Source organism: Paragemmobacter straminiformis (assembly GCF_014243445.1).
In the GTDB taxonomy this organism is placed as follows: domain Bacteria; phylum Pseudomonadota; class Alphaproteobacteria; order Rhodobacterales; family Rhodobacteraceae; genus Paragemmobacter; species Paragemmobacter straminiformis.
This window is the reverse complement of the sequence record NZ_JACLQD010000004.1, coordinates 170,812-191,243: the sequence shown is the minus strand read 5'-3', so window position 1 is coordinate 191,243 and position 20,432 is coordinate 170,812. Positions and strand designations below refer to the sequence as shown.

At 64.8% G+C, this 20,432-nt stretch carries 18 protein-coding genes; 8 read left to right on the top strand and 10 right to left on the bottom strand.

Annotated elements, in window-relative coordinates:
• Window positions 1-214 precede the first annotated feature (214 nt).
• The 3 genes from H7F16_RS20005 to H7F16_RS14285 all read right to left on the bottom strand — a co-directional run bounded on the left by H7F16_RS20005 (window position 215) and on the right by H7F16_RS14285 (window position 4,178).
• Window positions 215-1,585, bottom strand: a complete 1,371-nt coding sequence (locus H7F16_RS20005) for a GAF domain-containing protein (protein ID WP_185798300.1) — start codon at window positions 1,583-1,585, stop codon at window positions 215-217.
• Window positions 1,582-2,085 (bottom strand): hypothetical protein, encoded by a 504-nt coding sequence (locus tag H7F16_RS14290; protein ID WP_185798299.1) that lies wholly within the window; start codon window positions 2,083-2,085, stop codon window positions 1,582-1,584. Before H7F16_RS14290 ends, H7F16_RS20005 begins: the two co-directional genes overlap by 4 nt.
• A gap of 146 nt (window positions 2,086-2,231) precedes the next feature.
• Window positions 2,232-4,178 carry an alpha/beta hydrolase gene (locus tag H7F16_RS14285; protein WP_185798298.1) on the bottom strand — a complete coding sequence of 649 codons (1,947 nt, stop codon included), beginning with the start codon at window positions 4,176-4,178 and terminating at the stop codon, window positions 2,232-2,234.
• Between the two features lie 202 nt (window positions 4,179-4,380).
• Here H7F16_RS14285 and H7F16_RS14280 point away from each other — a divergent pair, with 202 nt between their 5' ends.
• The 3 genes from H7F16_RS14280 to H7F16_RS14270 are packed head-to-tail and all read left to right on the top strand — an operon-like array spanning window position 4,381 to window position 7,897.
• Window positions 4,381-6,357: an alpha/beta fold hydrolase gene (locus H7F16_RS14280; RefSeq protein WP_185798297.1), complete on the top strand. Its 1,977-nt coding sequence runs from the start codon at window positions 4,381-4,383 to the stop codon at window positions 6,355-6,357.
• The gene (locus H7F16_RS14275; protein WP_185798296.1) at window positions 6,345-7,121 is read left to right on the top strand and encodes a CPBP family intramembrane glutamic endopeptidase; all 777 of its coding nucleotides are present in this window, start codon (window positions 6,345-6,347) and stop codon (window positions 7,119-7,121) included. The genes H7F16_RS14280 and H7F16_RS14275 overlap by 13 nt, the downstream gene beginning before the upstream one ends.
• A complete protein-coding gene (locus H7F16_RS14270) occupies window positions 7,121-7,897 on the top strand; it encodes a Clp protease/crotonase-like domain-containing protein (RefSeq protein WP_185798295.1) in 777 nt (258 codons plus the stop codon). The genes H7F16_RS14275 and H7F16_RS14270 overlap by 1 nt, the downstream gene beginning before the upstream one ends.
• A 71-nt stretch (window positions 7,898-7,968) precedes the next feature.
• On the opposite strand, the gene H7F16_RS14265 is transcribed toward H7F16_RS14270, so the two are convergent.
• Window positions 7,969-8,475 (bottom strand): hypothetical protein, encoded by a 507-nt coding sequence (locus tag H7F16_RS14265; RefSeq protein ID WP_185798294.1) that lies wholly within the window; start codon window positions 8,473-8,475, stop codon window positions 7,969-7,971.
• A gap of 371 nt (window positions 8,476-8,846) precedes the next feature.
• On the opposite strand from H7F16_RS14265, the gene H7F16_RS14260 reads away from it, so the two are divergent.
• The 3 genes from H7F16_RS14260 (at window position 8,847) to H7F16_RS14250 (ending at window position 11,606) form a co-directional block, all read left to right on the top strand.
• The gene (locus H7F16_RS14260) at window positions 8,847-9,632 is read left to right on the top strand and encodes a ThuA domain-containing protein (RefSeq protein WP_185798293.1); all 786 of its coding nucleotides are present in this window, start codon (window positions 8,847-8,849) and stop codon (window positions 9,630-9,632) included.
• Window positions 9,632-10,693, top strand: coding sequence for a Gfo/Idh/MocA family protein (locus tag H7F16_RS14255; protein ID WP_185798292.1), 1,062 nt, complete (start codon window positions 9,632-9,634; stop codon window positions 10,691-10,693). Before H7F16_RS14260 ends, H7F16_RS14255 begins: the two co-directional genes overlap by 1 nt.
• 115 nt (window positions 10,694-10,808) lie before the next feature.
• On the top strand, window positions 10,809-11,606 hold the full coding sequence (locus H7F16_RS14250) for a formate/nitrite transporter family protein (RefSeq protein WP_185798291.1): 798 nt from the start codon (window positions 10,809-10,811) through the stop codon (window positions 11,604-11,606).
• A gap of 57 nt (window positions 11,607-11,663) precedes the next feature.
• Here the strand turns inward: H7F16_RS14250 and H7F16_RS14245 are convergent, their stop codons facing one another.
• Window positions 11,664-12,743, bottom strand: a complete 1,080-nt coding sequence (locus H7F16_RS14245) for a D-TA family PLP-dependent enzyme (protein WP_185798290.1) — start codon at window positions 12,741-12,743, stop codon at window positions 11,664-11,666.
• Window positions 12,744-12,945: 202 nt separating this feature from the next.
• Here H7F16_RS14245 and H7F16_RS14240 point away from each other — a divergent pair, with 202 nt between their 5' ends.
• Together H7F16_RS14240 and H7F16_RS14235 are read left to right on the top strand one after the other, a co-directional pair.
• Entirely contained in the window at window positions 12,946-13,863 is a 918-nt protein-coding gene (locus H7F16_RS14240; RefSeq protein WP_185798289.1) for a LysR family transcriptional regulator, read from the top strand.
• A gap of 118 nt (window positions 13,864-13,981) precedes the next feature.
• The gene (locus tag H7F16_RS14235; RefSeq protein WP_185798288.1) at window positions 13,982-15,124 is read left to right on the top strand and encodes an alanine racemase; all 1,143 of its coding nucleotides are present in this window, start codon (window positions 13,982-13,984) and stop codon (window positions 15,122-15,124) included.
• Window positions 15,125-15,150: 26 nt separating this feature from the next.
• Here the strand turns inward: H7F16_RS14235 and H7F16_RS14230 are convergent, their stop codons facing one another.
• The 5 genes from H7F16_RS14230 to H7F16_RS14210 form a co-directional block, all read right to left on the bottom strand.
• On the bottom strand, window positions 15,151-16,221 hold the full coding sequence (locus tag H7F16_RS14230; RefSeq protein ID WP_185798287.1) for an ABC transporter ATP-binding protein: 1,071 nt from the start codon (window positions 16,219-16,221) through the stop codon (window positions 15,151-15,153).
• Between the two features lie 28 nt (window positions 16,222-16,249).
• The gene (locus H7F16_RS14225) at window positions 16,250-17,080 is read right to left on the bottom strand and encodes a carbohydrate ABC transporter permease (RefSeq protein WP_185798286.1); all 831 of its coding nucleotides are present in this window, start codon (window positions 17,078-17,080) and stop codon (window positions 16,250-16,252) included.
• Between the two features lie 2 nt (window positions 17,081-17,082).
• On the bottom strand, window positions 17,083-17,976 hold the full coding sequence (locus H7F16_RS14220) for a carbohydrate ABC transporter permease (RefSeq protein WP_338402013.1): 894 nt from the start codon (window positions 17,974-17,976) through the stop codon (window positions 17,083-17,085).
• Window positions 17,977-18,068: 92 nt separating this feature from the next.
• A complete protein-coding gene (locus H7F16_RS14215) occupies window positions 18,069-19,295 on the bottom strand; it encodes an ABC transporter substrate-binding protein (RefSeq protein ID WP_185798285.1) in 1,227 nt (408 codons plus the stop codon).
• A 237-nt stretch (window positions 19,296-19,532) separates the two neighbouring features.
• A complete protein-coding gene (locus H7F16_RS14210) occupies window positions 19,533-20,429 on the bottom strand; it encodes an NAD-dependent epimerase/dehydratase family protein (protein WP_206682604.1) in 897 nt (298 codons plus the stop codon).
• Between the last annotated feature and the right edge of the window lie 3 nt (window positions 20,430-20,432).

Genomic DNA, 20,432 nt, shown 5'->3' with positions numbered 1-20,432 from the left:
TGAGGGGCGCCGGATCGCAGACTTGCCCCGTTGCGGGGGTGATGGTTTGAAAACGGACGACCCGCACCGTCAGGCCCGGCTGTGGTGCCTTGCCGTCCCGGTCGCGGTGTACTTGTGAACGGATGCACATCTACCCTGCGCAGATGCGCGCCGCTCGCTAAGTCTTTCCTCGCGATTTCTTAAAAACTTCGTAAACGCCGGAACCGCCGCCGGATCATCCCTCTTGCAACGCGAGGTTCGCCCTTACGACCAGCCGGAACCTGCCGCGCCCGATCTTCTCCATCTGGATCGGCAGGGCCTTTTCCTGCAACCGCCGTTCCAGCAGGACAAGCCGCGCCTCGAGGTTCTCGGCATGGGACGGCAGGCGGAGTTCCGGCGCAAGGCGCAGTTCGCGGTTCGAGAACTCGGAGGTGCCGGCGGTCACATAGGCACGGACAAGCTTCCAGAAGATCGCACCTGCGACACCTTTGACGACATAGTCGCCGCCCGCGAAGATGCTGTCATCCGCAGCAAAATGCCGAAGTGTCAGGGTGGTGTCGAAACGGGTGGCGGGGCGCTGGTCGAAGGACGCTTCGGCGTCTTCCTCAGCCTCGAGAACCGCCGCATGGGCTGCAAGCGCCGCGGCAACGCAGGCAAGCGTATCCTCTTCCTCGTGCATGAACCGCAGCGGCGCCGGGCTTTCGGCGAAAAGCACGCCGACCAGACGGTTCTGCCACAGCACCGGCAGCGCAATCTGGCTTTCGGGCCGCGCCAGTCCGGGAAAGGCGACCCCCGGCTCATCCGCCCTGTCGCGGCCCGCATCGGCCAGCAACCCGTTGCGGACTGCCGTTCCGTAAAGATAGTCGCTCGACATATGGTCGATACGGATCGCCACCTTCTCGCGCGCCGCGACACCGATCACCCCGTCACCAAGCCGCACCTCGGACCCGATCCCCGAGGCGGTATAGCCCCAGGTCGCAACCGCATCGAGCGCAAGGCGCGTCTCGTCGGGAACGAAGATCATCAGGTTGGTGATCCCCAGATGCCGCGCGATGGCGTCTAGCGTGCGGTCATATAGGTCGCCAAGCGTGACCGCCCGCGCCATTTCGCCCAGCACGCGGCGCAGCGCCGGAAGGGCGGCCACCGGCGGCACCGGACGCGGAACCTTGGGCGGCAGGACCTGCCGGATCGCCCGCACGCGAAAGATATCCGCCCCCATCAGCCGGAACACCCCCGCCATCCCCGCATGCGAGGCGATGCCCGCAAGCCGCGCCTTCATCGATTCGAAAAGCGGGCCTTCGGACTGGGTGGTCTCGAAATCCAGATCGAGCTGGTAAAAGGCCGTGGTCAGCGGATCGACCACCTCGACCGAGGCGGTGCGCGTCGACAGGATGTTGCGGCGTGTCTTGTTGAAGAACTGGTAACTCAGCGCAACGCGGTCAGGGTCGACGTAGTGGATCTGGCTGATGTAGGACACGTTCGGCACGCCTGCGGGATCGACGGTCGCCAGAACGGCGGGCACCGCGCCCTCGAAGCAATCGCGCAAGGCATCAAGCGTCAGGACCGCCCCGGCGCCGTGGTCCGGCGGTTTCGGATCGCCGCTCACAACTCGCGCCCCGCGCCCGGTCCGGGTGTCTGCTCGAAGGCCGTTTCGGGGCGGAAGCCAAGCACGAACACGCTTTGCGAGCGGTTGTCGCAGAACGACTGCACGAAGGCAGGCCCGTAGCCGATGGCGCGCAGGACAGCGGCGAAGGCATCGATCTGCCGGTCGAGACCGGTCCTGTCTTCCGGCTCGAAGGCTTCGGCGCGGCTCGACATCGCCTTGAGCTGGATGGTCCGGTGCGACATCGGCGCGCTGAAGGTCACGGCAATCGGCCCGCCTGCGGCGACAGCGGCGGTGATCGCCCCGTTGCCCTCGGCCGGATAGATCACGCGGATCGCGCCGCCTGCGACGACCCGCGCGGCAAGTGCGCGCCCGGCTTTTGCGCGCCCGTCCGGTCCGACCACGGCAAGGATGATGCTGACGCCGCTTTCGATGAAACCCGCGATCTCGTCCGGCAGGTGAAACGCGTCGCGCGCGGCTGTCGGTCGCTTTTCGTGGCCCATCTCTTGCTCGCCTTGCTCCCGGGCCTGAACGGCGGGTCTGAATCTCTCAGAACGATACTATTTGAGAGGTCGGTCGGCAATTTGAACATGCATCCCTGCGCGGAAGGCCAAGGCTTCGCGCTGGCCCTGCGCCGTCATGCGTGGCCCTAGCCGGGCGGCAGCACGAATTTCGGCTTCAGGCTGGCAAGGCATGCGGTATCGGGTGCAGTTTCCGGCCGCTCGATGAAGGCCATCCCGATATCCTTCACGCATTGCGAGAAGATGATCGAGCCGTGGCCCGCCTCCGGCACCTCGATCACCTGCGACCGCGAGAGCGTCTCGGCGGCGTGGCGGGCATCGGCGGACGAGGTCTGGGTGTCGTTCAGGCCATAGACAACCATCGTCGGGATGTCGCTGGAAACCGGCGTCAGGAATTCGGGCCGGGGTGCAGGCGGAAGCAGCGTGCATATCCCATACATCGAGGCATCGGCCTTGTTCGACTGTGTCAGCCAAGGCCATTTCAGCGTGGCATTGTAGGCGTTGAAACCTTCGATTGTGTTGAAGGGCATCTGTTCCTGACAGGCGATCACCATCAGATCGAGCGGAACCATCATCGGCGCGTATGCCTTGCGCGCATCGCCCGCCACGGCGGCATAGACGGCGCGGATGTCGGCGTCGCTCATCAGGTCGATCAAGGCTAGGATCGGCGCAAGATCGGCGGCGGGCAAGCGGGGTTCGACAAGGTCGCGCAGACCCTGTCGTGACGGTGTCTGCGTCGTCAGTCCGGCATAGGCCACCACGAAATCCAGCATCGCCTCGCGCGAGCCGGACCCGATGATGGAGCGCGTGACCTCGGCATCGAAGCGGGCGGCAAGGTCCGATGCGCCCGATTGGCTGCGCCCCAGCGAATCCGACAGCGCCGAAAGGGCAGCCGCCATCGCGGCATCATCCACGCGTTCCGCTGCGGCATGGTCGAGAAGCAGCGTCGCCAGCGCCGTCTGTTCCGGCGTCAGCTTGGCAGCGATGCCGGCCAGCCGTTCGGCGCTGGTGGGAACCTTGCGCGTGCCGCCCGTGGTCAGCATGTCCCAAGTCGTCGTCTCGCCGCGTTCCAGTTCGGTCAGGATCAGCGGCACATGCGCGGTGATCTGCGGCCATGCGCCAGAGCTGTTGCGGTTGTCGAATAGGTCGATCAGGGCCTTGAGCGTGATCTCGCCACGCCCGCGCGCGGCCGGGATCGGGTTGGCCTGCAGTTTCGCGGCCACGCGGACAAGCGTTCCTTCAAGATCGGGGTAGGCGGCGGCGCAGGCCGGATCGGCGGCGCATTGGTCCAGCGTGGCCTGAATGGATTCCTGCAAGGGCTTTATGTTTTCGTCATAGCCTTTCACATCGGGCGGAAAGACGCTGTCGATCACCACCGAACGCGTGCCTTCGGGGGCTGACCGCATCACCTCGAGCGCGAGTTGCGTGCCGTAGGAGATGCCGTAGAGGTTCCAGTCCGCATAGCCCAGCGCGCGCAGGATCGCCTGCGTGTCAAAGGCGTTCTGGGTGGTGTTATAGGCCGTGATGTCGCCGCTCTTGGCCTTCATCTCGTCAAGGCAACGGGCAAAGACATCGGCTTCGGGCGTCGACTCGGGCACGGCGCCGGGGGCCATGAGCGAGACGATATTGGCCCCGAGCGTGTCAAAGCAGGTCACCATGTCAGACGAGATCCCCGCCGCGCGCTGGTCAAAGGTCACAAGGTCGCGCCGCGCGCGGAACTGGTCGAAGATCGGCACCACGATGGACCAAAGGTCCTTGACCGCACCGCCGCCCGGACCGCCGTGCAGATAGACCACCGGATCGGGGGCGGGGCTTTGCGTTCGGGCCTTCAACACCGCAAAGGCAAGACTGATGCGGCGGCTGTCGGCCTTGCCATGCACCTCGGGCAGGTCCACGCGCCCGCAGATGACCGTCTGGCCCTCGATCTCGCCCGCAGGCAAGGGGCGCGGGCAGGCCTCGACCGTCACCGGATAGCGCGTGTCGGCCCCGCCCGCGCGGATCGTGGAAAAGGCCGTCGGGTCGGCATGTCCGGATACCAGCGCCATCACCGCGGCAATGATCTGATCGGGTGTCATCGGGCGTCTCCACTGCCATGTCCTGTCGTGCATAGCAGCCTGCGACCCTGCCGCTATCCGCAACGCGAAGCCCGTGAGGCAAAGGCCCGGACAGGAAGCGCCGCACGCGAAGCGCCCGCCCGCGCCCGCCCGATTTCGCCTTTCGGATAGGCACGGGCCGGCAAAGGCGGAACAGTGCGGCGACCATGCAGGAAAGCAGGACATGACGCCCGACCAGATCGTAGCCTTCGTTCTTGCCCTGACCGCCCCGCCGCAGGCCGGACCGCTGTTTCCCGTGATCGCCGCAGGTGGGGCCGATCCGCGTTTTCCGGTGGTCGCCACCGCCTGCCCGCGCCCTTTGGCCCCGTTCGAAATCGAAGGCCGCACGGTGGCTTGCGGCAAGATCAGCGTGCCCGAGGATCATGCGAGGCCCGAGGGCCGCCGGATCGACCTTGCCTTCATGATCTTCAAGTCGCGGTCCCTCTCGCCCGCGCCGGATGCGGTCGTGCATCTGCACGGCGGCCCCGGCGTGGGGATCGTCGCGCGTGCATCGCTGACGACCACCTTCTTCGAACATCTGCGCGGCCGCCGCGACGTGGTGGCCTTTGACCAGCGCGGGGTCGATGCCTCGGCCGCCGCCCAGTCGCGCTGTTTCGATACGCTTGCGTCAGACCCCGAAGCATTGGTTCAGGCAACACGGGGGATCGGCGACCGCATCGCCCTGACCCGCAAGATGACCCGCGCCTGTCTGGACGAAATCGCGGCCTCGGGGGCGGATATCACCAAGATCAACACGTGGCAGAACGCGCAGGATGTCAGCGCCGTGATGCATACGCTGGGCTATCCGGTCTACAACATCTACGGCATCTCATATGGCACCAAGCTGGGCCAAGAGGTGATGCGCTCGGCGTCCGACGGGCTGCGGTCGGTGGTTCTGGATTCCGTGGCGCCCGTGCAGGTGCCGATCTACGACACGCTCGCCCTGCCCCATGCCGAGGCGATCCAAAGCATTTTCGACAGTTGCACCGCCGATCCGAAATGCGCGGCCGCCTATCCCGGCCTGAAGGCCCGCTTCTGGTCGCTATACGAAAAGCTCGAAACGCAGCCGATCAAGACAACCGAAGGCACGATCGACTCCGAGGCGCTGTTCCAGTTCGTCGATGGTCGCAACAACTGGAAAGCGCAGTTGCAGGGGCTGACCGGCTATGTCCCGAAGGTGGTGGCCGAACTCGAAACAGGCGATGCGACCACCTTCCTTGCGCTTGCAGGCGAGACGATCGACCTGCATCCGACACCGGAAAGCGCGCTTGCCGGATTGAACGGGCTGGATCCCGACGCGATGGCCTTTGCCGAAACCGCGCTGCGGCTGGCGATGGCGGGAAGGCAGAACGACAAGATGGTGGAAACCGCGCTCGCGCGGCTCGAGGCCGACAGGACGGCGGCGGAAACCGGTGCGGGGCTTGTGGACGAGTTCGAGGCGGCACTCTTGGCCGCGGCGCTGGCGCTGCCCGACCAGACGGGCCGCGTGGGCTTTGCCGCCGATTACCTGCGGCTGCGGACAGGCGAGGCGACACGCGCCGCGCTGACGGCGATGCTGGCACGGCAGTTCACGGGCGAGACGCTGACACGGCTGCAATCCCTTGCCGGAATGCTTGGCGACGGGCAACTCGCGCAAGTTTACGCCCGCATCGGTGCCGACAACAGCACCCTGGACCGCGTGCTGCTCGAGGGTTTCCAGACCGACATGTTCGCCTGTCAGGAGGACATGGACATCAATTCGCCCGCCGGGGCCGCCGCCGTGGGCGCGCGTTTGCAGACCGAATTCGGATGGCCCGAAAGCCTGACGGACATGTATGGCGCGGTGCTGAACGCGACATTCTTCGACATGTGCAAGGAATTCACCCCGCAGCCACGGGCGGGATTTCACGATCCGGTCACGGCGGCGGTGCCGACGCTGGTGATGCAGGGCGCCTTCGACACCCAGACGGCCCCGAGTTGGGGCGCGCTCATGGTCGCGTCGCTGCCGAAGGGGCGGCTCGTGTTCTTTCCCGAATCCGGCCACGGCACGCTGGCGTTTTCGCAATGCGCCAAGGACATCGGCGCGGCCTTTCTGGAAAATCCCGAAGCACCCTTCGATTCAACCTGCACGCAGGCGCTGACGTCTGCGTTCCTTTTACCTGACGGGACATGGTCGAGATGAAACTGACAGCCCTTGTCGCCCTTGGCGTCTACCTTGTCTGGCACGCGATCAACCTCGGCATCCAGAAGGCCGGAACCGGTCCTGACGGGATCGACCTGCTGGATCTGGTGAAGCACGGCATTTCACCCTCGATCGGGGCGGCAAGCCTGTTCCTGCTAGTGCTGGTTCTGGTTTTTCGCTGGTGGGGCGAGATCGGGCTGGCGCAGGGCCCGCAGCGCGGCACGCTCAAGGTGATCTGGCCCTGGCTTTTGTTCCTTGCGCTGTTTGCGTTCAGCGCGCTGGGTGCCGGAATGCCGCCCGCGACGGTGACGCTGTTCATCCTTGCCAATACCCTGATGGTCGGCTGGTCCGAAGAGGTCATGTTCCGCGGCATCATGCTGCGCGGGCTGTTCCGCAGCGGCGGCATCTGGGTGGCGATCCTTGGATCATCGGCCCTGTTCGGGGCGATGCATGTGCTTAACGTCTTTCTGACGGGCGACCTGCGGGGGGCGGTGATCCAGGCTGGTGCCGCCCTTCTGTCGGGGGTGTTCCTGGCCGCTGTCCGGCTGCGGACAGGGTCGCTCTGGACCGGGATCGTGCTGCACGGGCTGTGGGATGCGGGAACCTTCTTCATCGCGGCAGGGGGTGCGGCGGCAGGCGGAACCGCTGCCGGTCCGACCGCGCTGGGCGACTACGGAAGCATTGTCATGAGCCTGCCGCTGGTCCTGCTGGGCCTGTTCTTCCTGCGCCATGCCGGACGGGATTACGCCAAAGGCTACGCCTGATGCGTGCGGTCTTTCCGGCCACGGCCCTTGTGTTCGCCTGCCACGCGGCCGTTGCGCAACCCGTCGGGCGCCCGTCGACCGATGCCAATCCGACCGTCCGGATCGAAGGGGACACGCTGACCTACATTGGCGGTATCAACGCGGCGGGCCTGACCGCGCTTGACACGGCGGTGCGCCACCTGCCGCGCGGGCAGGTCACGAAGATGCTGGTCAATTCCGGCGGCGGCGACACAAAGGTCGGCATCTATATCGGCTCCATCATCGCTGACCTGAAGCCCGATCTGACCATCGAGGGGGGATGTTTCTCCTCATGCGCGAACTTTATCGCCCCTGCCGCCGCCAGCATAACGATCCGCGAGAACGCCTTTCTGGGCTGGCACGGCAACGACCGCGGTTTCCAGATCGTCGCAGAGCAGAAGGGGATCACCCTGCGCGAACATCTGCGCGCCTCGGTCGCGCAAGGGGCCGCGCCGGGCGGCACCGATCTGGAAAAATGGCTGGACGAGGCGGTGCCGACGCTGAACGCGCTGATCGCCGAGGAAGCAGCGCTTTACAGGCGGATCGGCCTGCCCGACGACAGCTTTGCCATCTGCGGCGTGGGCGACAGGTTCGAGGGCCGTCTGTCCGGCGACCAGCTGGGCTGGGGATTTTCGATTGCCGACATGGCGCGGCTTGGCCTGCCGCCCGTGGTCTACGAAGGTCCGGGCGCCTATGAGGACAGCCCGGGTTTCAAGAAATGGCTGATCCGCCTGACGCCCGGGGATTGCCAGCCCTGACCCAAGGCAAAGGGCGGCACCTTCCGGCACCGCCCCGCTTTATCAAGTCACTCGTCACCAACGAAGGGTGGTCAGTTCAACTCGACCCAGTCCTCGATCGAGCCACTGTCGGTTGCGGTGCAGGCCACGCGGCGTCCGCTGGCGTTTTCGCGCAGGATGATCTCGGTATAGCCTGCACGAAGCGGGCTGACGGTCTCGACCTTGGCGGGCACGCCGACCATCGACTTGCAGGCCGCCATCGCTGCGGGCGGGGCGCCGCCATTGCCTGCGGCCGCGACAGAGGGGCGTCCGGTGATCTTGATCCCTTTGTATTTGCGGTCGGACCCGAACGAGCATTCAAAGGTCGTCACATCGGCCCCGTCTGCGGGGCTTTGGCCGTAGACGATGTATTTCCCGCGCTTCTTCTCGACCGGCAGCGTCAGGATGTTGCGCGGACGGGTGCCAAGTTTCGCCGCCGCCTCGCCGGTGCAAAAGGCCGCCATCTGGGGTTCGGCCACGATCTTGGCCTGTGCCGCAGCGGCGGCACCGACCGCACATGCCGTGGCAAGCACAAGGCGAAGAAGGTGCGTCCTGTTCATGTCGTCATCCATTTCGTTCGGGGGCGATGTCCCGCCCGTTGCGATGCGCCCATGTTTCCGCGCAGGAACCCGCCACGCTATCCGGATCGCGAATTTCCGCGCGGGTTTTCACGGCCTACACGGGCAAGACGGGGTCAGGCCGGCTGGGGCACGGGAAAGGCCCCCTTGTGCAAGGTGGATCGTCCGGCGCTTTGACCGCATCCTTCACGGCGGCATCCACAGCGCCACGGTTTGCGGACCGCAAGGAAGGCGCCGCCCGGCCTTGCGCCACGCTTGGGGGGCGTAAATCCACCCATTCGGCACCGCAGGACAACCGTTGCGTTGACGATCGCGGCCCGGCATCCGATATGCGGGCAAGAAGGAGAACCGCCATGTCCATCCGCGTCACTGTCTGGGGCGAGAATGTCCACGAACACAAGAACAAGGTCGTCGCACAGGTCTACCCCAAGACCATGCACGGCACGATTGCCGAGGCGCTGAACGGCACCGACGGGATCACCGCAAGCACCGTCACGCTGCAAGACCCCGAACACGGGCTGACGGCGGCGAAACTGGCCGAGACCGATGTTCTGGTCTGGTGGGGCCATGCCGCGCATGGCGACGTGCAGGACGAGATCGTCGAACGGGTCTGCAATGCCGTCTGGGGCGGGATGGGGATGATCTTCCTGCATTCGGCGCATTTCGCTAAACCCTTCAAGCGCCTGATGGGTGCGCCCTGCAACCTGACATGGCGCGAGGCGGGCGAGCGGGAACGGCTTTGGGTCACCTCGCGCCAGCACCCCATCGCGGCGGGCCTGCCCGACCATTTCGAACTGGAACACGAAGAGATGTATGGCGAGCCTTTCGGGGTTCCCGAACCGCTCGAGACGGTGTTCATCTCGTGGTTCGCGGGCGGCGAGGTGTTCCGCTCGGGCCTGACCTATCGGCGCGGGGCGGGGAATATCTTCTACTTCCGCCCGGGGCACGAAACCTATCCCACCTATCACGATGCCAACGTGCAACGCGTGATCCGCAACGCCGTGCATTGGGCGCACAATCCCATGCCGCGCATCCGGAACCCCAATGACGCGCCCAACACGCCCGTCACGGCGGCGCTGGAGCCCATCGTGGAACGCGGGCCGCGCCTGCACCATGACGGCGAAGAGGGGTTCCGCTGATGCCCGCCCCGATCCGCCTGCTTGTCGTCGGAACCGGAGGCATGGCAAAGAACCATGCCGAGAGCTTTGCGGCCATCGACGGCGTCCAGTTGGTGGCGGGGATCGACACCCGCCCCGCCCAACTGGCCGCCTTTCAGCAAACGCACGCCATCCCGCACGGCTTCGCATCGGTCGCTGCCGCGCTGGACTGGGGCGCCTTCGACGCCGTGACCAACGTCACGCCGGACGCCGCGCATCACGCGACCACCCTGCCCTTTCTTGCCGCTGGCAAGCATGTGCTGTGCGAAAAGCCGCTCGCCACCAACGCGGCCCATGCAGCCGAGATGGCCACCGCCGCCGACCGGGCGGGCGTGGTCAATATGGTGAACCTGTCCTATCGCAACGTGCCATCGCTGCAAAAGGCCGCGCAGATGGTGCGCGAGGGGGCCATCGGCAGGGTCCGGCATTTCGAGGCCTCCTACCTGCAGAGCTGGCTGACACAGGATGCATGGGGCGCATGGGACAAGGAAAGCCAGTGGCTCTGGCGGCTGTCCACGGCGCATGGGTCAAAGGGCGTTCTGGGCGATGTGGGGATCCATATCCTCGACTTCGCGACCTTCATCGCGGGGCAAGGGGCGCGCGAAATCTCGTGCCGTCTGGCGACCTTTGACAAGGCCGAAGGTGGCAAGATCGGAGAGTATACGCTCGACGCCAACGACAGCGCGACGATGCAACTGGTGCTGGCGAACGGGGCTTTGGGCACGGTGGCCGCGACGCGTTTCGCCAGCGGCCACCTGAACGACCTGCGTCTGCGGATTTACGGCGACAAGGGCGGGCTTGAGGTGCAGTTCGAAAAGAACACGAGCCGTCTCTTCGCCTGTCTGGAACCCGCGATGAAAACCGCCGACTGGACCGAGATCGCCTGCCCCCCCGTTCCGACCATCTACCAACGCTTCATCGCCGCGATCCGGGGCGAGGCCCCTGCCGAGCCGACCTTTGCCCGTGGCGCCGAATTGCAGCGCCTGCTCGACCTGGCCGAAGCCTCGGCAGGCCAGCGCGGCACGTCATTGGCGGTCGACTGACCCTGCGGCATGGCGGTCCCTGCTCAGGGTGCCGCCATGCCGGAACGCAGGAGCGTTGCAGTTCGTCGCGCCCGCGATAGAACTGGCATAACAGCCCCCTGCAAAGGCACAGCGCATGACACCCGAACCGCACCCGCTCGACGTCGTGGCCCCCGCCCGCATGGCGAAACTGGTAGAGGAGGTCGGCATCCGCAAAGCCGGGCTCGGCTTTGTGCAGACCTTGGCGCTTGGCGTGCTTGCCGGGGCGTTCATCGCCTTTGGCGCTATGTTCTACACGGTCGCCGTGACGGGCAGCGAATTGGGTTACGGCCCCACGCGGTTGATTGGGGGGGCGGCTTTCTCGCTGGGCCTGATCCTTGTCATCATCGGCGGGGCCGAGCTTTTCACCGGAAACAGCCTGATCCTGCTGGCTTGGGCCAGTGGCGACATCACCACGCGCGCGCTTTTGCGCAACTGGGGCATCGTCTATTGCGGCAACCTGATCGGCGCGATGGCGACGGCGGTGCTGGTGCATCTGGCAGGCAGCCTTGGCGCGGCCGACGGGGCGGTGGGTGCCACCGCCGATGCCATCGCGGCGGCCAAACTCGGGCTTGACCCGTTTCAGGCCTTTTTGCGCGCCATCCTGTGCAACGCGCTTGTCTGCCTTGCGGTCTGGATGTGCTTTTCGGCCCATAGCGTATCGGGCAAGGTGCTGGTGATCCTGTTTCCGGTGACCGCCTTCGTCACACTCGGGTTCGAGCATTCGGTTGCCAACATGTACCTGATCCCCGTCGGCATGCTGCATTCCGGAGTGTTCGATGCTGGCGGCCTGCTTGTGAACCTGATCGTGGTGACGGCGGGCAATGTCGTGGGGGGCGGCCTGCTTGTCGCGCTTGTCTATTGGCTGATCTATCTGCGCGCACCGCAAGCCTAGCCCCGGACAAAGGCTGACCCCCGCAGGGGCGCGCGTCCCCCGTGGCGCGCCCCTTGGTCAGACGACCTTGCCCCGTGCCGCCACCCGCAGGGTTCGGGGAGCGGCAGGTCCGTCTATCGCAATCACGCTGTCGAACAGGTTGGTGACGACGCAGGCATGGTTCGGCACGATGCGGATGCGCTGGCCTACGACCAGACCGATGGGCAAGGCGCTGACCAGACGGCCATGCTCTTCGGACAACTGGTCTATGGTGATATCGGGCCTGCCCAGAACATGGCCGTAACCGGACAGGCCCAGCAAATCCGAAGTCAGCGCCTTGCTGCCCGCGTCGATGATCGCGCGATGCGGGTCGGGGGTCGACACGACTGTCGCCAGCACCGTAAGGGCGCAATCCTCCCAGTCGCAAACGCCGCGCGCCACCAGCGAGCGGTCGTTGTAGGCATAGGTGCCCGGACGGTACTCGGTTGCGACGGGCGCCTCGCCCGCCTGCGCCATCGAGGGCGTCCCGCCGGAAGATACCGTTTCGACGGCAATCCCGTGATCGGCCAGCAAGGCGATGGCGCGGGTCATGAAGGACTGGACCGAAGCGGCACCGCCGACGGGCGGATAGGTCATCAGGCCCTGAAACCGCAGCCCCGCCGCCGCAGCGATGTGCAGGCCCAGCGCGCAGGCTTCGTCCGGGGTCGCCACGCCGCAGCGGTCCGCGCCGGTGTTGCATTCGACCAGAACCCGCAGCGGTTCGGCCTCGGCGGCAAAGGCCCGCGACAGCCCGTCGACCACCGTCGCATTGTCGGCGACCACGGTCAGCCGCACCCTGCGCGCCAGTTTGCGCAGGTGATCGAGCTTTTCATCGCCAAGGATGTTGTAGGTGATCAGCAGATCGCGGATTTCGGGGCAGGCATCCAGCATCGCCTCGGCTTCCGACACCTTCTGGCAGGTGATGCCGATGGCCCCTGCGGAAAGCTGCATCCGCGTGACCTCGGCCAGTTTGTGCGTCTTGATATGGGGGCGCACCTTCATGCCGATCCGGTCGGCAAGTGACTGGAAACGGTCGATGTTGCGCTGCACCACAGCCATATCGACAAGCACGGCGGGCGTGTCGATGCCGTCGGTGGGGTCCGCTGTGCCCGGTGCCATAGCCGCCCTTTCCTGAAAACAGGCCCCGACTTTGCCAGCCGCCCGTTCGCATGGCAACGCGGGCGCGGATAGGGCATGCACCGTCCGCATCGCCCCATGCCGATTTCGCAAGCAACCGACATCGAAGCGGCGGTTTGCGCAATGCCGTTCATCGGTTAACCATCATAAGCTGGACCAAGGCGCAGAACCGGAGACGCACCGCATGGAAAGCCGCTGGCTTGAAGATTTCCTGAGCCTCGTGGATACGCGCAACTTCTCGCGTTCGGCACAGGCGCGGTACACCACCCAACCCGCCTTCAGCCGCAGGATCAAAAGCCTTGAAGAATGGGTCGGGGCGCAGCTTTTCAACCGCACGTCCCAGCCCGTGACGCTGACGCTGGCCGGAGAACGCTTTCGCCCCGTGGCCGAGGATGTCTTGCGCCGCCTGCTGCAAGGGCGCGAGGAGGCGCGGCGCATCGGCGACACCACGGCCAGCACCATCCGCTTTGCCGCGACACACAGCCTGTCGCTGAATTTCTTCTCGGGCTGGCTGCGGTCGATCGAAACGCGCAGCCACACCTTCAACACGCGGCTCGACACCAGCCAGTTCCACGACTGCATCCAGCTTTTGCAGCGCGGAGACAGCCATTTCCTGATCAGCTACACCCATCCCGTGATCCAGATGAACCTGCCGCACGAGCATTTCACCTCGAAGATGGTGTTGCGCGACAAACTGGTTCCCGTGACCTTGCCCGACAGTTCCGGCCAACCCGTCGACCGCCTTCCGGGGACCGAGGACGAACCGGTGCATTACCTCGGTTACAGCGAAACCTCGGCCATCGGGCGGGTTGTCGAACAGCTGATTTCAGACAATGCGGGCAGCCTGCATCTGAAACGGGTCTTCGTCTCGCATATGGCGGCGGTGCTGAAGGTCATGAGTTCGGAAGGCCGTGGCACGGCATGGTTGCCCGAAAGCCATCTGGCGCAGGAATTCGCCAATGGCACGTTGGTACGTGCGGGCGACGAACGCTGGGAGATTCCGATCAACGTGCGCGTGATCCGCTCGCTCGACCCGCTGCCCGCCGCCTCGGAAGAACTTTGGGCGCTGATCCCCGGCGAAGTCGATACCGACTGGGGCTGACCATGCCGGCAAGGCATTGCCCGCGCCGCTTAAGGCATTGGCGGCTGCCGGTCGGACCGGACTAGAACAGGGGAAATACGGGGGGTGTCCCCGTCCAACGACAGGTAGCTTCACCGCCATGACCACGCTTGCCAGCCTCGAGACGCCCTGCCTGATCCTTGACCGCGCACGACTGGAACGGAACGCCCGCCGCATGACCGAACGGCACAAGGCCTCGGGGTTGCGGTTGCGGCCGCATATGAAGACGGGAAAATCCATCGACGTGGCCCGCATCGCCCTTGCGGGAAACTTCGGCGGAATAACGGTTTCGACGCTGAAGGAGGCCGAGTATTTCGCCGATCACGGCATCGATGACATCACCTATGCCGTCAGCCTCGTGCCGGACAAGCTGCCGCGCATCGCGGCCCTGATCCGGCGCGGCGTGCGGCTTGGCACCGTGACCGACAGCATCAAAGTCGCGACCGAGGTCAGCCATCGCGCCGTGGCCGAAGGGGTGGTGGTCGATGTGCTGATCGAGCTTGATTCAGGCGAGCGTCGCGCCGGGCTGATCGCGGGCAGGCCCGAGATTCCGGCGCTTGGCCGGGTGCTGCATGACCTGCCCGGAACACGGCTTGCCGGAGTGCTGACCCACGCCGGCAATTCCTACCAGTGCCGCAGCCTCGACGCGCTTCGGCAGGTGGCCGAGGAAGAGCGGCTTTGCGCCGTGACCGCAGCCGGACAGTTGCGCGCGGCGGGCCTGCCCTGCCCCGTTGTCAGCGTCGGCTCGACCCCCACGGCGACCCACGGGCAATGCTTTGACGGGCTGACCGAAATGCGCTGCGGCGTCTATATGTTCGGAGATGTGTTCCAGTCGGAAATCGGGTCTCACGATATGGATGACATCGCGGTCACGGTGCTGGCCACGGTGATCGGGCATCGCCCCGAACTCAACGCCGCGCTGATCGACGCGGGCGGGCTTGCCCTGTCGAAAGACCGCAGCACCGGGGCCGAGGGTTTGCCCGAAGACGCGGGATTCGGGTTTCTGGCCGATGCCTCGGGCCGCGCCCGCATTCCCGGCCTGCGCGTCGGCAAGGTCTATCAGGAACACGGGCTGCTCGAGTCGGACGGCCCCTTTCCCTTTGACCTGCTGCCTGTCGGGTCGCGGGTGCGGGTGCTGCCCAACCACGCCTGCATGACGGCGGCGATGTATGACGCCTATCGGGTGGTCGACGGCCCGTCCGATCAGGTCGTAGACCTTTGGCCCCGCATCAACGGCTGGTGACAGCGGGGCGCGTCAGCGCCGCGCCATCACAGCCGCATTCCGCTTGCCGCGTCGAACAGGTGGATCTTGGCTTCGGGAAAGGCCAGATGGATCAGATCGCCCGGCCGGAACTCGTGCCGGTCGGTGAAGATGGCGCAAAGATGCGCGCCGCCGATCTTGGCATAGACCTGGATATTCGCCCCCGTGGGTTCCACCACCTCGACCTCGAGCGGGATGCCCGAACCGGCATCGGCCAGAAGCGTATGCTCGGGCCTGATGCCGAAAACCACCTTCTGCCCCGCGCGCGCCGCATGGGCGGCAGGCACCGGCAGGCGCAAACCGTCCGCGATCTCGACCCAGACCGCCCCGCCTTCGGCCCGCAGGGTCCCGGGCAGGACGTTCATCGAGGGCGAACCGATGAAATCGGCCACGAACAGGTTGGCGGGCGTGTCGTAAAGCTGCAACGGCGTGCCGATCTGCTCGATCCGCCCCGCATTCATCACCACGATGCGGTCGGCCATCGTCATCGCCTCGATCTGGTCGTGCGTGACATAGACCGAGGTGGTCTTGAGCCGCTGGTGCAGCGCCTTGATTTCGGTCCGCATCACCACGCGCAGCTTGGCGTCAAGGTTCGACAGCGGCTCGTCGAACAGGAACACCTGCGCGTCCCGCACCAGCGCCCGCCCCATCGCGACCCGCTGGCGCTGCCCGCCCGAAAGCTGGCGGGGCGAGCGTTCGAGATAGCTTGTCAGGTTCAGGATCGACGCCGCCTCGCGCACCTTGCGGTCGATCATCTCTTTGGCCTGTTTGCGCAGGCGCAGGCTGAAGCTCATGTTTTCGTAGACCGACATATGCGGGTAAAGCGCATAGTTCTGGAACACCATCGCGATGTCGCGCGATTTGGCCGGCACGTCATTCACCACCCGCTCGCCGATCATGATGTCGCCGGATGAAACGCTTTCAAGCCCGGCGATCATCCGCAGCAGGGTAGACTTGCCACAGCCCGAGGGGCCGACCAGCACGACGAATTCCTGATCGCGGATGTCGAGGTCGATGCCGTGCAGCACGTCCATCGAACCGTATTTCTTGCGGATGCCGCGAATGGTGACTGAGGACATGGTCGCATTCCTGTAGGTAAGGGGGCCGTCACTTCACCGCGCCAAGGGCCATGCCCCGGATCAGGTAGCGTTGCAGCCATGAAAAGACGATCGCCACGGGCACGGTCGCAAGAACGGTGCCCGCCATCACATGATGCCATTCGACCTGATAGCGCCCCGCCACCTGCGCGTAGATCTGCACGGGAAGGGTGAAATCCTCGGACGAGCGCATCAGCGTCAGGGCAAGGACGAATTCGTTCCAGCTGTTGATGAAGGTGAAGATCGCCGCCACCACCATGGCCGGAACCGCCAGCGGCAGGAAGATGCGCACAAGGCTTGTCAGGTGGCTTGCCCCGTCGATCCATGCCGCCTCTTCCAGATCGCGCGGGATCGAGTTGAAGTAGCTTTGCAGCATCCAGATCGTGAAGGCGAGGTTGAAGGCGGCATAGGTGACGACGAGCGAATTCAGATCGTTGACCAACCCCATCGCCATCATCAGCCGGAACAGACCCAGCACCAGAACGATGGGCGACATCATCTGCGTCATCAGCAGGAAGTTGCGATAAAGCCCCTTGCCCGCGAAACGGTAACGCGACATCGCATAGGCGGCAGGAATGGCCAGCAGCAGCGCGATGGCCGTCGCCAGAACGCTCACGTAGATGCTGTTCATCAACGCTCCGCCGAAGTTGGTCTTGACCCACATTTCCGAGAAATTGGTCCAGCGGAATTCGCTGAAGCCCCATGTCGGCGGATAGGTGAATATCTCGTCGCGCGGACGGATGGCGGTGACGAACATCACGCCGAAGGGAAACAGGATCACCACGACCAGCGGCGACAGGAAAAGCCAGTAAAGCAGGCTGCGTGTCAGTTTGCGCGACATGGTTACGCCTCCTTCTCGTCTTCGGGGGCGGCGTCTTCCTCGCCCCGGCTGACAAGCGCCACGTAAAGCAGCGTGAACACCAGCAGCACCCCGAACATGATCAGCGAGATGGCCGCGGCCTTGCCCAGTTGCCCGAAGCGGAAGGCGAGCTTGTAGAGGTAGGTCACCAGAATGTCGGTGCCGTTGGCCGGCCCGCCCTCGGTCATCACCCAGATGATGGGAAGCGAGTTGAAAACGTAGATCACGTTCAGGACGATCGCGATGTTGATAAAGGGTTTCATCAGCGGCAGCGTGATGTAGCGGAACTGGTGCCAGCCCGACGCGCCGTCGACCATCGCGGCCTCGTAGGTGTCTTGCGGCATGGCAGACAGGCCGCCCAGCAGGATCGTCGTGGTGAACGGGATCGACACAAGGATACCCACGAGGATTTCCACCACAAAGGCCGTGGACGCGGTCGCCAGCCATTCGACCGGCTGGTCGATGATGCCTATATCCATCAGCGTGGCGTTCAGCAGACCCGCCCGCCCGTTCAGCGCCCAGCGCCAGACCACGGCGGTCATGGTCAGCGACACGGACCACGGCAGCATGATGATGACGCGGGCAAGACCCCGCCCGTAGAAATCGTCGTTCAGGATGATCGCCACCGGCAACGAGACGGCAAGCGTTCCCACCACCACGAAAAAGGTCCAGATGCCGGTGCGCCAGAGCGAATCCCAGAAAAGCTGGTCGCCGAAGACCTCGGCGAAGTTCTCCCATCCGGCAAAGCCTGTCAGCTTGCCGAAACGGCTGACCTCCTGACTGGAGGTCCAGGCCAGATCGAGGATCGGGTAGCCGATGATCGCCATAGCCATCAGCAGGCTTGGCACGATCATCAGAAGCGGAATGGATTTCTGCACGCCTGTCGCCCTTGATCACTGGCCTTGGAACGATGGCGCGGCCACCGTCTGAAAAGCGGGGGCGGCCCGTTGCGGGGCCGCCCCTGTCGGCATCAGAGACCGCGGATCTTGTTGATCTCGGCGGCGGCGGCCTTCAGCCCGTCCTCGGGCGTCACATCGCCGAGGTAGATCTGCTGCAAGGTCCGCACGGTCACGTCGGCGATTTCTTCCCAGTTCGCGATGACGGGGGCGAATTTGGCATAGGGAAGGCCGGCAGCGAAGCCCGCGACATCGGGATCGCTGGTGAAGTGGTCAAGTGCTGCGACGTTCTTGGTCACCGGCAGGAAGCCTTCGCCAAGGTCGAACTCTTCGCGATACTTGTCCTGATAGGCGAATTCGATGAACTTCCACGCCGCTTCCTTCACGTCGCTGTCCGAGAACATCATCAGCGTGTCGGTCACGCCATAGGTCGCCTTGGCGCCGGCTTCGGGGAAGGGAAGGATCTTGTAGTGCAGGTTCGGCGCCTCTTCCTTGATCTGCGGGATCAGCATCGGGAAGGTGAAGATGGTCGCAAGCTGGCCCTGCTTGAACATGTTGAACACGTCCTCGCGGGTGTAGTTGGTCGGCGACGGCTGGGTCAGCCCTTCGTCGATCATCTGCTTGTAAAGCTTGGCCGAGGTGATCGCGGCCTCGCTGTCCAGTCCGCTGGTGCCATCGGCGTTCAGGATATCGCCGCCGTGGGTCCAGAGGTTGTAGTAGAAATAGGCGTCCGTCTCGATTTCCTTGCCCTGCAGGCCGAAGGCATAGACATCAGGCAGTTCGGCAATCTTCTTAGAGGCGGCGTAAAGCTCGTCCCATGTCGTCGGAGGAGCGACGCCTGCCTTGTCGTAGATGTCCATGTTGACCATCATCGCGCGCGCCGAGGCCGCGACCGGAAGGCCCATCATCTTGCCGTCGATGATGCCCGGATTCATGAAGGTGCCGATGAAGCTGTCCTTGAATTCCGGCGTCAGGTAGCCGTCGACCGGTTCCGCCACGCCTTGCGAGGCGAAGTCGAGCAGCCAGCGCGTGCCGATGATCGAGATGTCGGGCGCATTGCCGCCTGCGACGTCGGTCGTCAGGCGTTGCAGCAGCGTGTCCCACGGCACGACTTCGATGTTGATCTTGATATCCGGGTTCGCGGCGGTGAAATCATCGGCCACCTTCTGGAAATACGGCCCGGTCTTCGAGCTGTATTCCGCGACAGTGAAGTCGACGACGGTTTCGGCATAGGCACCCGAGGCGAGCATTCCCAGTCCAAGGGCCAAGGCGGCCGTGGACGTCCGGAACGGATTGGTCATGGAAGGTCACTCCTGTTGTCGATTTATGGTTGTGGTGGTCCGGTCGGCTTCGCTTGGCCGGTTGTCGTCTGGACATGTTCCGCCGAGTGTTTCTCGAATTGAAATCGCATTTACGCATCACTGTATGTGGGTGCTGCATAACCCTTGGCGGCGCGGGGTCGTGCATGGTCGAAACACCGCACCGCACAAAGGGTGCGGCACGGCGAGGCAAGTGTTTGCGACCCGGTCGGCGGGCGGTCAGATCACCGCGTCACGCCATGAATATTCCGGCGAATATCCCAGCACGCGCTTGGCTTTCTCAATGCTCAAAAGGGTTTGCACGCCATCGACCGCACCCTTAAGCGGCACGTCGGGAAAGACCTCGGCCATCAGCTCGGCACTGGGGCGGGTCATGACGCTGTCGGCATTGGCGATGATGAAATGGTCGGCCCCGACCATATCGACATGCAAGGCCTTGCGCACCGCCTGCGCGCAGTCGCGCGCGTCGATATAGCCCCAGAGGTTCCATTCGCGGAAATGCGGCGTTTCCTGCCAGCCCGGAAAACGGGCATAGTCCTTCGGCTCCATCACATTCGACAGGCGCAGGCCGATGAAGGTCGCGCCGGGATTCCAGCGCGCCATTTGGCGGGCCATCTCTTCGCCAAGGTCTTTCGACAGCGAATAGCCGCTTTCGGGCCGCATCGGATGGTCTTCGTCGACCGGCGCATAGGCGGGCGGGTTGCCGGGGTTGAAGGGCAAACCCAGCGTGGTCTCGGACGAGGCCCAGACGATCCGCTTCACACCGGCGCGCAATGCGGTGTCGAAGACGTTGTAGGTCGAGACGATGTTGGTGCGGAAGGTCAGCTCTTCCGAAGTCAGATCCGGCGCGGGGATGGCTGCGAAATGCACCACCGCATCGGGCGTGCGGAACTTGCGGAACGGATGGTCCTTGCCCCCGCTCCATTGCATCGCGTCCATCACCTGACCGAAATCGGTCAGATCGACCTTCAGCATCGGGCAGACCGGATCGGGCGAAGGCTGCATGTCGAGGTTCAGCACCTCGTATCCGCGTTCGACGAGATGGCGGCAGACGGCGCGTCCCGCCTTGCCGCTTCCTCCGGTGACGATGATGTTCTTCATGGCTGGTCCGTTCATGGG

What these genes read in the sequence shown, in the direction of transcription:
- H7F16_RS14270 (WP_185798295.1), top strand. Translation starts at nt 7,121, where the DNA reads ATGCGTGCGGTCTTTCCGGCCACGGCCCTTGTGTTCGCCTGCCACGCG.
- H7F16_RS14245 (WP_185798290.1), bottom strand. Translation starts at nt 12,743, where the DNA reads ATGGCACCGGGCACAGCGGACCCCACCGACGGCATCGACACGCCCGCC.
- H7F16_RS14235 (WP_185798288.1), top strand. Translation starts at nt 13,982, where the DNA reads ATGACCACGCTTGCCAGCCTCGAGACGCCCTGCCTGATCCTTGACCGC.
- H7F16_RS14250 (WP_185798291.1), top strand. Translation starts at nt 10,809, where the DNA reads ATGACACCCGAACCGCACCCGCTCGACGTCGTGGCCCCCGCCCGCATG.
- H7F16_RS14260 (WP_185798293.1), top strand. Translation starts at nt 8,847, where the DNA reads ATGTCCATCCGCGTCACTGTCTGGGGCGAGAATGTCCACGAACACAAG.
- H7F16_RS14210 (WP_206682604.1), bottom strand. Translation starts at nt 20,429, where the DNA reads ATGAACGGACCAGCCATGAAGAACATCATCGTCACCGGAGGAAGCGGC.
- H7F16_RS14240 (WP_185798289.1), top strand. Translation starts at nt 12,946, where the DNA reads ATGGAAAGCCGCTGGCTTGAAGATTTCCTGAGCCTCGTGGATACGCGC.
- H7F16_RS14230 (WP_185798287.1), bottom strand. Translation starts at nt 16,221, where the DNA reads ATGTCCTCAGTCACCATTCGCGGCATCCGCAAGAAATACGGTTCGATG.
- H7F16_RS14280 (WP_185798297.1), top strand. Translation starts at nt 4,381, where the DNA reads ATGACGCCCGACCAGATCGTAGCCTTCGTTCTTGCCCTGACCGCCCCG.
- H7F16_RS14225 (WP_185798286.1), bottom strand. Translation starts at nt 17,080, where the DNA reads ATGTCGCGCAAACTGACACGCAGCCTGCTTTACTGGCTTTTCCTGTCG.
- H7F16_RS14215 (WP_185798285.1), bottom strand. Translation starts at nt 19,295, where the DNA reads ATGACCAATCCGTTCCGGACGTCCACGGCCGCCTTGGCCCTTGGACTG.
- H7F16_RS14255 (WP_185798292.1), top strand. Translation starts at nt 9,632, where the DNA reads ATGCCCGCCCCGATCCGCCTGCTTGTCGTCGGAACCGGAGGCATGGCA.
- H7F16_RS14275 (WP_185798296.1), top strand. Translation starts at nt 6,345, where the DNA reads ATGGTCGAGATGAAACTGACAGCCCTTGTCGCCCTTGGCGTCTACCTT.
- H7F16_RS14265 (WP_185798294.1), bottom strand. Translation starts at nt 8,475, where the DNA reads ATGAACAGGACGCACCTTCTTCGCCTTGTGCTTGCCACGGCATGTGCG.
- H7F16_RS14290 (WP_185798299.1), bottom strand. Translation starts at nt 2,085, where the DNA reads ATGGGCCACGAAAAGCGACCGACAGCCGCGCGCGACGCGTTTCACCTG.
- H7F16_RS14285 (WP_185798298.1), bottom strand. Translation starts at nt 4,178, where the DNA reads ATGACACCCGATCAGATCATTGCCGCGGTGATGGCGCTGGTATCCGGA.